This window comes from Streptomyces sp. NPDC060027, assembly GCF_042737005.1.
Classification (GTDB): domain Bacteria; phylum Actinomycetota; class Actinomycetes; order Streptomycetales; family Streptomycetaceae; genus Streptomyces.
In genome coordinates this window covers 1-9916 of sequence record NZ_JBHWVI010000279.1, presented here as the reverse complement: position 1 = coordinate 9916, position 9916 = coordinate 1, and the positions used below count along the sequence as shown (strand labels likewise).

The 9916-nt window shown below is 73.0% G+C and carries 9 protein-coding genes; 6 read left to right on the top strand and 3 right to left on the bottom strand.

Annotated features, from left to right (window positions below):
- Positions 1 to 149: 149 nt before the first annotated feature.
- Positions 150 to 2273, bottom strand: coding sequence for an MMPL family transporter (locus ACFWBT_RS38560; RefSeq protein WP_385708158.1), 2124 nt, complete (start codon positions 2271 to 2273; stop codon positions 150 to 152).
- 231 nt (positions 2274 to 2504) lie between these two features.
- Positions 2505 to 3026 carry a MarR family winged helix-turn-helix transcriptional regulator gene (locus tag ACFWBT_RS38555; protein WP_385708155.1) on the bottom strand — a complete coding sequence of 174 codons (522 nt, stop codon included), beginning with the start codon at positions 3024 to 3026 and terminating at the stop codon, positions 2505 to 2507.
- A 151-nt stretch (positions 3027 to 3177) separates the two neighbouring features.
- Between ACFWBT_RS38555 and ACFWBT_RS38550 the strand changes: the two genes are divergently transcribed.
- The 3 genes from ACFWBT_RS38550 (at position 3178) to ACFWBT_RS38540 (ending at position 7139) form a co-directional block, all read left to right on the top strand.
- Positions 3178 to 4707, top strand: a complete 1530-nt coding sequence (locus tag ACFWBT_RS38550; protein WP_385708152.1) for an SDR family oxidoreductase — start codon at positions 3178 to 3180, stop codon at positions 4705 to 4707.
- A gap of 77 nt (positions 4708 to 4784) precedes the next feature.
- Positions 4785 to 6158 carry a cryptochrome/photolyase family protein gene (locus ACFWBT_RS38545; RefSeq protein WP_385708149.1) on the top strand — a complete coding sequence of 458 codons (1374 nt, stop codon included), beginning with the start codon at positions 4785 to 4787 and terminating at the stop codon, positions 6156 to 6158.
- A gap of 279 nt (positions 6159 to 6437) precedes the next feature.
- Positions 6438 to 7139, top strand: a complete 702-nt coding sequence (locus ACFWBT_RS38540) for a DUF4142 domain-containing protein (protein WP_385708160.1) — start codon at positions 6438 to 6440, stop codon at positions 7137 to 7139.
- 74 nt (positions 7140 to 7213) lie between these two features.
- Here the strand turns inward: ACFWBT_RS38540 and ACFWBT_RS38535 are convergent, their stop codons facing one another.
- Positions 7214 to 8212 (bottom strand): MerR family transcriptional regulator, encoded by a 999-nt coding sequence (locus ACFWBT_RS38535; RefSeq protein ID WP_385708146.1) that lies wholly within the window; start codon positions 8210 to 8212, stop codon positions 7214 to 7216.
- 112 nt (positions 8213 to 8324) lie between these two features.
- Between ACFWBT_RS38535 and ACFWBT_RS38530 the strand changes: the two genes are divergently transcribed.
- The 3 genes from ACFWBT_RS38530 to ACFWBT_RS38520 all read left to right on the top strand — a co-directional run.
- Positions 8325 to 8930 (top strand): sigma-70 family RNA polymerase sigma factor, encoded by a 606-nt coding sequence (locus ACFWBT_RS38530; RefSeq protein ID WP_385708143.1) that lies wholly within the window; start codon positions 8325 to 8327, stop codon positions 8928 to 8930.
- A gap of 140 nt (positions 8931 to 9070) precedes the next feature.
- Complete coding sequence (locus ACFWBT_RS38525) at positions 9071 to 9655, top strand: sigma-70 family RNA polymerase sigma factor (RefSeq protein WP_266755291.1); 585 nt, start codon at positions 9071 to 9073, stop codon at positions 9653 to 9655.
- Positions 9652 to 9916: zf-HC2 domain-containing protein (locus tag ACFWBT_RS38520; protein ID WP_385708140.1), on the top strand; the 265-nt coding region annotated here is incomplete at its 3' end. The genes ACFWBT_RS38525 and ACFWBT_RS38520, both read left to right, overlap by 4 nt.

Below are 9916 nucleotides of genomic sequence, written 5' to 3'. Positions count from 1 at the left end.
CTCCTGCACGGCCCAGTCACACCTGAGCCAAGCTGCCCGGCCCAGTCACTCCGGGGCCGACCTGCCCGGCCCCGTCGCACCCGGCCCCGTCGCACCCGGGCCTCTCGCATGCGGGCCTCTCGCATCCGTCCCCCGTGAACCCGGTGCTCTCACACCCCGACGCGCTCGACCTCGCAGGGCACGGGACCGGGCTCCGGCTCGCGGCTCAGCGTCCCCGGCCACCAGGCACGGCGGCCGATGTCGCGGACCAGTGCGGGCACCAGCAAGGAGCGGACCACCAGGGTGTCGAGCAGGACGCCGAAGGCGACGATGAAGGCGATCTGCACGAGGAAGGCCAGCGGGATCACGCCGAGGGCGGCGAAGGTCGCGGCCAGCACCACGCCCGCCGAGGTGATCACTCCGCCGGTGGCGACGAGTCCACGCAGCACACCCTGACGCACCCCGTGGCGCAGCGACTCCTCACGGACCCGGGACATCAGGAAGATGTTGTAGTCGACTCCGAGAGCCACCAGGAACACGAAGCCGTACAGCGGAACGGACGCGTCGGTGCCCGTGAAGCCGAATCCGTGCCGGAACACGAGTGACGAGATGCCCAGGGTGGCGAGGAAGTTGAGCGCCACGGTGGCCACCAGAAGGACCGGCATCAGCAGCGAGCGGAGCAGGCCGATCAGGATGACCAGGATGATGGCGAGGACCACGGGCACGATGAGCGTGCGGTCGCGTTCGGCGGTCTGCCGGGTGTCGTACTGCTGGGCCGTGTAGCCCCCGACGAGCGCGTCGGCGCCCGGCACGGCGTGGACCGCCTCGCGCAGCCGCGCGACGGTCTCCTTGGCCGCGTCGCTGTCCGCGGCGGACCGCAGGGTGACGTCGACACGCACCCGGCCGTCGACGGCCTGGGGTTCTCCCCCGCCGGGCTGCCCGGAGGCCGTCACCGCGGCGGCCGACGCGACCCCCTCCGTCGCGCGCGCCGCGGCCGTGACCCGCGTGACGCGGTCGGCGTCCGCGATGATCACGGCGGGGTTCCCGGAACCGCCGGGGAAGTGGCGTCCGAGGGTCTCCTGCGCGGCGACGGACGGCGCGTCGTTGACGAAGATCTCGTCGAGGGGGACGCCCTTCGCGGTGAGGGTGGGCGCGAAGGCGGCGCAGGCCAGGAGCCCGGCCAGGGCGATCGCCCAGACCTTGCGCGGCGCGCGGTCCACCAGATCCGCGACCCGGTTCCAGATGCCGCTGCCGGTCCGCGCGTTCCCCGCCGGGCGGGGTCCGGCGGGCCAGTAGGCGGCGCGGCCGAGCAGCACCAGGACGGCGGGCAGGAAGGTGAGCGTGCTCAGGACGGCGCAGACGACGCCGATGGCGCCCACGGGGCCGAGCGCCCGGTTGTTCGTCAGGTCGCTGAGCAGCAGCGCGAGCAGTCCGAGGGCGACGGTTCCGGCGCTGGCGACGATCGCGCCCCAGGACTGCCGCAGCGCGGCCCGGACGGCCGTGAACCGGTCGGTGCGCAGGGCGAGTTCCTCGCGGTAGCGGGCGGTCAGCAGGAGGGCGTAGTCGGTCGCGGCGCCGATCACGAGGATCGAGAGGATGCCCTGCACCTGACCGTCCACGCGGACGACGTCGTGGTCGGCGAGGACGTAGACGACGGCGCAGGCCAGGCCCAGTGCGAAGACCGCGCCGAGGATGATGAGGAAGGGCAGCAGCACGCTGCGGTAGACCAGCAGCAGGATCACCAGGACCGTCGCCAGGGCCACCCCGAGGAGGAGGCCGTCGATTCCGGCGAAGGCGTCGGAGAGGTCGGCCTGGCTGGCCGCGGGTCCGGCGACCTGCGCGGTCGTTCCGGGGACGCGTTCGGCCGCGGTGCGGATGCGGTCGAGGGCGTCGGGGAGCTCCTTGCCGAGGTCGGGCCTGAGCTGGACGACGCCCTCCAGTGCCTTGCCGTCCCGCGACGGCAGGGCGGGAGACGCACGGCCGACCACGCCGGGGGCGCCGGTAAGCGAGGCGAGCGCTCCGCTCGCGGCGGACCGCTGGGCCCCGGCGACAGAACCGTCGCCGTCCACGGTCCAGACGACGATCGCGGGCAGCGTCTCGGCCTGTCGGAAGGCGCTCTGCTGGGTCACCACCTTCGTGGATTCGGCGCTGCGCGGCAGGAAGGCGGCCTGGTCGTTGGTGGCGACCTCGCCGAGTCTGCCGGCGTAGGGGCCGAGGGTGCCTCCGATGCCGAGCCAGGCCACGAGCAGGACGACGGGGATCAGCCACAGGGCCCGTCGCGGGGTGATGGACATCGCTCTCCAGATTTCACGCGCAGGTGGGACAGGTATCTCAACAATAAAGAATCTCAATCATTGAGATATCTTGCCAGATCGTAGACCACGCCCCCGCTTCCGGACCCGGCACCCATCCGGATGCACCGGACCGCGACCGGCCGCATGACCCATGACCCATGACCCACCGGCAGCCGGAACACGACGACAGGAGCAGGCGGGCCGTCGGGACGTTCCTGCGGACGGACGGGTTCAGCGCCCCGGGGAGCGCACGCCGGAAAGGTGTTCGTTCATCTCCGTCAGAAAGCGGAGGACCACCGACAGCTCGTCCTCGCTGAAGCCGGACCGCACGCTCGCGGTGACCTCGGCGAGCGGCCGGAAGTGGGCGCGCGCGGCCGACTTGGCATCCGGCACGTAGTGGAGGTGGACCACTCTGCGATCGGGACTCTCCCGGACGCGCCGGATGTGGCCCGCGCGCTCCAGCCGGTCCAGACACGCGCTGACCGCGCCCGAGGTGAGTCCGAGATGCTCGCGGAGCCGGCCGGGCGTGAGCGGCTCGGGCGCGTCGAGGATCGCGGCGAGGGCCTGCACGTCCGTGGCATGCAGACCGTGCTCCCCGGCGAAGCCGTGGACCAGCCGGTTGATCTCGCCGTTCATGCGGCGCAACTGGACCGCGAAAGCCTGGAGATCCGTCACCGGAGCGCGCTCCGGCTCCCGGCCCGCGTCGGGGACCGGGTCACCCGTCCGGTCGTCACGGTCGTCTCGTCTGGCCACGCGATCAGCCTATAGAAGTCCGCGGTCCGTCCCTCGTACGGCCGTCTCGCGCCGGGCCGTCCCGTACGGCGCATCCACAGGTGGCGCCGACGGGGAAGGGATCAGGAGGGGGCGGACAGCGGGGGCAACGGCAGCGACCGACGGAGGACCCATGAGCGACGACGACGCCCCCACCGGACCGAGGTGTCTGGTGACCGGTGCGACCGGCTACATCGGCGGACGGCTGGTCCCCGAGCTGCTGGCCGAGGGGTACCGGGTGCGCTGTCTGGCCCGCTCCCCCGCCAAGCTGCGCGACTACCCCTGGGCGGGCGAGGCGGAGGTGGTGCGCGGAGACGTCACGGACGCCGCTTCCGTCGCCGACGCGATGGACGGGTGCGAGGTCGCGTACTACCTCGTGCACGCCCTCGGCACGGGCCACGGCTTCGAGGAGACCGACCGCAGGGCGGCCCGGATCTTCGGCGAACAGGCTCGCGCGGCGGGAGTGCGGCGCATCGTCTACCTGGGCGGCCTGACTCCCGCGGGCGTACCGGAGGAGGAGTTGTCACCCCACCTCAGGTCGCGGGCCGAGGTGGGCCGCATCCTGATGGCATCGGGGGTACCGACCACCGTGCTGCGCGCCGCGGTGATCATCGGCTCCGGCTCGGCCTCCTTCGAGATGCTGCGCTACCTGACCGAGCGGCTGCCGGTGATGGTGACACCGAGCTGGGTGCACACCCGGATCCAGCCGATGGGCGTACGCGATGTACTGCGCACCCTGGTCGGCAGCGCCCGGATGCCCGCGGAGGTCAACCGCGCCTTCGACATCGGCGGCCCCGAGGTCCTCACCTACCTGGAGATGATGCGGCGGTACGCGGTCATCGCCAGGCTGCCCCGCAGGCTCATCTTCCCGGTGCCGGTGCTCACGCCCCGGCTGTCCAGTCACTGGGTCGGACTGGTCACCCCGGTGCCCGCGTCCATCGCGCGCCCGCTCACCGAGTCGCTGCGCCACGAGGTCGTGTGCCGCGAGCACGACATCGTCCGGTACGTTCCCGATCCCCCGGGTCGGCCGATCGGCTTCGACTCGTCGGTGTCCCTGGCGCTCCAGCGGGTGCGCGACGCCCAGGTGACCACGCGTTGGTCGTCGGCCTCGTATCCGGGGACGTCCAGTGATCCGCTGCCCACCGACCCCGACTGGGCCGGCGGCAGTCTCTACACCGACCGCCGCGAGCTGACCGTGGACGCGTCGCCCGAGGCGCTGTGGCGGGTGATCGAGGGCATCGGCGGTGACAACGGCTGGTACTCCTTCCCGCTGGCCTGGGCGGTGCGCGGCTGGCTCGACCGCGCGGTGGGCGGGGTGGGGCTGCGGCGCGGGCGCCGGGACGCCGCCCGGCTGCGCGTCGGCGACTCGCTCGACTTCTGGCGCGTGGAGGAGATCGAGCCGGGTCATCTGCTGCGGCTGCGCGCCGAGATGCGACTGCCGGGCCTGGCCTGGCTGGAGATGTACGCCGAGGTGACGGACGACGGGCGCACGCGCTACCGCCAGCGTGCCCTGTTCCATCCGCACGGGCTGCTCGGCCACCTGTACTGGTGGAGCGTCTCGCCGTTCCACTCCGTGGTGTTCGGCGGTATGGCCCGCAACATCGCGAAGGCCGCCGTGAAGAACACGCCCGCCGGGCGGGAGGAACCCGCGCTCACCCGCTGACCCCGCATCCGCGGGAGCCGGCCGAGGCGAAGCAGATCGACGCCGTACCCCTCGCGGACCTGCCCCGGAGCCACACCATGACCATCTCTGTCGTCCTGTTCACCTCGGACCTGCGGCTGCACGACCACCCGCCGCTGCGGGCCGCCCTCGACGGTTCCGACGCGGTGGTACCGCTGTTCGTCCGCGACGAGGCCGTCGCGGAGGCCGGGTTCACCGTTCCCAACCGGATGGCCTTCCTCGCCGACTGTCTGGCGGATCTGGACGCCGGGCTGCGGGAGCGCGGCGGCCGTCTGGTGGTGCGTTCCGGCGACGTGGTGGCCGAGGTGGCCAAGACGGTCGCGGAGGCGGACGCCGACGAGGTGCACATGGCGGCGGGGGTCAGCGCCTTCGCGCACCGCCGGGAGGAGCGGCTGCGCGCCGCGCTGGAGGCGGAGGGGTGTCGTCTGCACGTCCACGAGACGGTGATCACCGCGCTGGCTCCGGGCGCGGTCACTCCGGCGTCCTCCGACCACTTCGCCGTCTTCACGCCGTACCACCGCCAGTGGTCGCGGCAGCCGTTGCGGGACACGGTCGCCGCGCCCCGGGCCGTCCGGGTGCCGGAGGGCGTCGGCTCGGAGGAGATCCCGTCCCGCTCGGAGGTGTCCGGAGTGTCGCCGGGGCTGGCCACGGGCGGTGAGGCGGAGGCCAGGCAGCGCGTCACGGCCTGGCTGCGGGGCGGGATCGGGGCGTACGAGGACCGCCATGACGACCTGCCCGGCGACGCCACCTCCCGACTCTCCCCCCACCTGCACTTCGGCACGCTGTCGCCGGTCGAGCTGGTCCACCGGGCGGCCGCCGCGGGCGGTCCGGGCGCCGAGGCGTTCGTACGGCAGCTGGCGTGGCGGGACTTCCACCACCAGGTGCTGGCCGCCCGGCCGGACGCGTCCGCCGCCGACTACCGCTCCCAGCACGACCGTTGGCGCTCGGCCGCCGAGGCGCGCGACGACATCGAGGCGTGGCGGGAGGGGCGGACCGGCTATCCGGTGGTGGACGCGGCCATGCGGCAACTGCGGCACGAGGGCTGGATGCACAACCGCGGGCGCCTGCTCACCGCGAGCTTCCTGGCCAAGACGCTGTACGTGGACTGGCGGGTCGGGGCCCGGCACTTCCTGGACCTGCTGGTGGACGGCGATGTCGCCAACAACCAGCTCAACTGGCAGTGGATGGCGGGAACGGGCACGGACAGCCGGCCCAACCGCGTCCTGAATCCGGTGACCCAGGCCAAAAAGTACGACCCGGACGGCACGTATGTCCGGCGCTGGGTGCCCGAGTTGGCGGGGCTCGCGGGTCGGGCCGTGCACGAGCCATGGAAGCTCCGGGGTCTGGACCGGGCGGCCTACGACTACCCGGACCCGATCGTCGATCTGTCCGAGGGGCTGGCCCGGTTCAAGAAGGCCCGGGGCCGCGACTGAACGTCGGAGCCGTGGCCGGGCGTCGCGGCCGTGACCAGGCGTCGGAGCCGTGACCGGGCGACTCGGGAGACTCGGCGGCCGAGCAGAACTGCCGGGATTTTACCCGGAGAAGAGGTTTCTTTCCGGCCTGACGCCGTACATGTGGTCGTCCAACCACTCGTTCCGGATCCCTCCGCACCGGATCCACCGCGCGGCCGACCGGAGTCAACGGCTCCGGGGCGCCGCCCCGCCCCAGGAGGCTGCTCAGTGCGCATTGCACGGAACGCGGGAACACTCTTCGTGACCGGCGCGTTGACCCTGACCCTCGCCGCGCTCGCCTATCCGGCCATGCTGGGGGTGTCCACCGCGTCCACCACCTCGACGCGCATCATCGCCAATCCGTCCTCGGGTCCGCTGACCGAGGCCGACCGCGACTTCGTCGTCAAGGTGCGCGCGGCGGGGCTGTGGGAGTACCCGGTCGGGCAACTGGCCCTGCAGAAGGGGACCATACCGGCGGTCCGTACGGCGGGGGAGCACCTGATCTCGGGGCATGCGGGGCTCGACGACACGAGCCGCAAGATCGCGACACAGCTCGGCATCACGCTGCCCAACAAGCCGTCCCCGCAACAGCAGGGCTTCGTGGCGACGTTGAGCGCGGACAGCGGCAAGAAGTTCGACACCGACTTCGCCAACATCCTGCGCATCACGCACGGACAGATCTTCTCGACCGTCGCGAAGATCCGCGCCACGACCGAGAACACCCTCGTACGTCAGCTCGCCGACCAGGCCAACGACACCGTGCTGGACCACATCACCGTGATGGAGAAGACCGGACTGGTCGACTTCGAGCAGGTGATCATCCAGGAGACGACCCTCCCGAAGGTGCCCAAGGACAATCTGACGCCTCCCGCGCCGCAGCCCGGCGAGCCGGTCGTCGTCCTGACGCCGCCCGCGGGCAGCGGCGCCGCCACGAAGCCCTCTCCGACGCCGACCGTGGGCTGATCGGCACCGGCGAGGGCAACCCCGCGCGCGGGGTTGCGGACCCGTGCGCGGCGGAGCGGTGGACCTCGGCCGGTTCAGCCGCCGGCCAGACCCGCCAGCGCGGTGAGCGCGTCCCGCAGTCCCGGCGGCCGGAGCATGCCCGGCTCCGCGCGTCCGGCCCAGCCGGGGCCGCCCAGGAGGACGGCGGGATGGCTGCGGGCGCCCTTGACGCCCCAGGTGGTGGCGGCGATGTGCCGGGCCAGCGGGCGGTCGGCGGTGGAACGGGTCTGGGACCACAGCACGACGGCGACCGGCCCGAGCCGCCGCACCGCCGCGGTCAGCGCCTCCGGGGGCACCGCGGGGCCGAACATCCGGGTGGGCAGGCCCTGTTCGACGAGCCCCGCGTGCAGCGCCTCGAGCGGCAGGCAGTGCTGTTCGCCCGGCACGCAGGCCAGCACCACGGGTCCCGTGCCGGCGGTCGGCACTCCGGGCACCGCCGGTCCGGGAGCGCGGTGCAGCACCCGGGAGATGTGCCAGGACAGCAGGTGCTCCACCTCCACGTAACGGTCCCCGGCGGACTCCCACTTGCGCCCCACCGCGTGCAGGGTCGGCACCATCACCTCCTCCCAGCCGGCGACCACGCCGTGCCGGGTGATGAGTGAGGTCAACTGGTCGTCCACCGAGGGCGCGTCGAGGCGTACGGCGGCGCGCGCGAGACCCTTGCACTCCTGCCGGGCGTCACCTAGGGGCAGCGCTCCGGCCGCCCGCGAAAGGGGATCGTCCTGGCCGGGCGGGGCATCGGCCTCGGGCGCGACCGGGTCGGCCCCGCCCTTCGCGGCCCTGGCCGCCTCCGCGGGCGGCACTCCCGCCGAGGTCAGCCGGCACATCTCCTCGAGCATCGCGACGTCCTGAGGCGTCCAGCGGCGGTGCCGCCCGTCGGAACGGACCGCGGGCCCCACGCCGTACCGGCGGTCCCAGGACCGCAGGGTGGTGGGTGAGACTCCGAGGCGACGGGCCAGCGCACCGGTGGTGACACCGGCCTCGGCGGATCCCGTGCCCGGTCCCCGCCCCTGATCCGTCCGGCTCTCACCCATACGGCGACTATACGACGCAGAAACGATGCGAGTTGTCGCCTCTGTCCCATCATTCACACGATGGGTTCACGGGGCCCGCCGCAGGAGGCGCCCGGAGCGAGGAGCCGTGGCCATGAGCGCAGATCCGACCGTCGAACAGCGGACCGCCGAGCCCGCTTCCGCGATCACGGACGCGATCGCGGAAGCGGACCTGGCGCGGGGCATCATCGACGGGGACGAGGCCTCGATCGCCGCCGCGTACCGGCGCTGGGCCCCCCTCGTCCACACGCTCGCCCGGCGCTCGCTGGGCGATTCGCGCGAGGCCGAGGACGTCACCCAGCAGGTGTTCCTCGCCGTATGGCGGGGCGGGCGGGGCTATCGCCCGGAGCGCGGCACACTCGCCGGGTGGCTCGTCGGCATCACCCGGCGCAAGATCGCCGACGCGCTGTCCGCCCGGACCCGGCGCACCGAGCTGGTCGGCGCGGCCGGCGCCCTCCTGGTCCTCGCCGACGACACGCGGGCCCGGCCCGAAGCGGCGCTCGACCGTGTCCTGGTCCGGCACGAGCTGGCCAAGCTCCCCACACCGCAGCGCCGGGTGCTGCATCTCGCGTACTACGAGGACCTCACACAGACACAGATCGCGCAGCGCACCGGCCTGCCGCTGGGCACGGTCAAGAGCCACTCCCGACGCGGTCTGCACCAGTTGCGCGACGGTCTGGGGTCGGCGGCGGAGGTCTGAACGCCGACCGCGTGCCGCCCCGTGCCCCGGCGCACCCATGCGTCCCGGCCCGTCCGGATCTTTCCGGCCCGGGGCCAATCCGCCGCCCGACCGGCTTCGGATCACTTCCGAACCGTCAACGCGTCCTGGAGGACCACACCGTGAAGGAAGCCGTGGAGATCGGGAGAAGCCCGTCTGCGGAGCCGGACCTGCCGGATCTCATGGCCCGGGTCGCCCGGGGCGACCAGCAGGCGTTCGCCGCGCTCTACGACGTCGTGGCGGGTCCCGTCCTCGGCATCGTGCGCAGGGTGCTGCGCGACCGGGCACAGTCGGAGGAGGTCACCCAGGAGGTACTGGTCGAGGTGTGGCGGACCGCCGCCCGCTACCGGCCCGAGCGCGGCTCGGTGACGAACTGGGTCCTCACCCTCGCCCACCAGCGGTCCGTGGACCGGGTGCGCTCGGTCGAGGCCTCGGCGGCGCGGGAGCACAAGGCGGCCCTCCTCGACCGGACGCCCGAGTTCGACGAGGTGATCGAGCAGGTCGAGGCGCGTCTGGAACGTGAGCAGGTACGGCGCTGTCTGCGCACCCTGACGGAGCTCCAGCGCCAGTCGGTGACGCTGGCCTACTACCGCGGACTGACCTACCGGGAGGTGGCGGAGCTGCTCGCGCTTCCCCTCGGCACGGTCAAGACCCGCCTGCGCGACGGTCTGATCCGACTGCGTGACTGCCTGGGGGTGACGGCGTGACCACGACGGACCTGCACACACTGACCGGCGCGTACGCGCTGCACGCGCTGGCCAACGACGAACGTGAACGGTTCGAGCGCCACGCCGCGGACTGCGAGGCCTGTGCGCAGGAGGTCCGGGAACTGACCGCCGCGGCCGCGCGGCTGGGCCTGGCCGTCACCGCCACGCCGGGTCCGGCCCTCAAGGACCAGGTCATGCGGCGGATCACCACGGTCCGCCAGGAGGGACCGCGCGCGATTCCCCGCACCGCGCCCCGAGGCC

Bases quoted from the DNA above. Each gene is read 5' to 3' on its own strand.
- ACFWBT_RS38560 (WP_385708158.1), bottom strand. From the start codon at position 2,273: ATGTCCATCACCCCGCGACGGGCCCTGTGGCTGATCCCCGTCGTCCTG.
- ACFWBT_RS38550 (WP_385708152.1), top strand. From the start codon at position 3,178: ATGAGCGACGACGACGCCCCCACCGGACCGAGGTGTCTGGTGACCGGT.
- ACFWBT_RS38545 (WP_385708149.1), top strand. From the start codon at position 4,785: ATGACCATCTCTGTCGTCCTGTTCACCTCGGACCTGCGGCTGCACGAC.
- ACFWBT_RS38535 (WP_385708146.1), bottom strand. From the start codon at position 8,212: ATGGGTGAGAGCCGGACGGATCAGGGGCGGGGACCGGGCACGGGATCC.
- ACFWBT_RS38530 (WP_385708143.1), top strand. From the start codon at position 8,325: ATGAGCGCAGATCCGACCGTCGAACAGCGGACCGCCGAGCCCGCTTCC.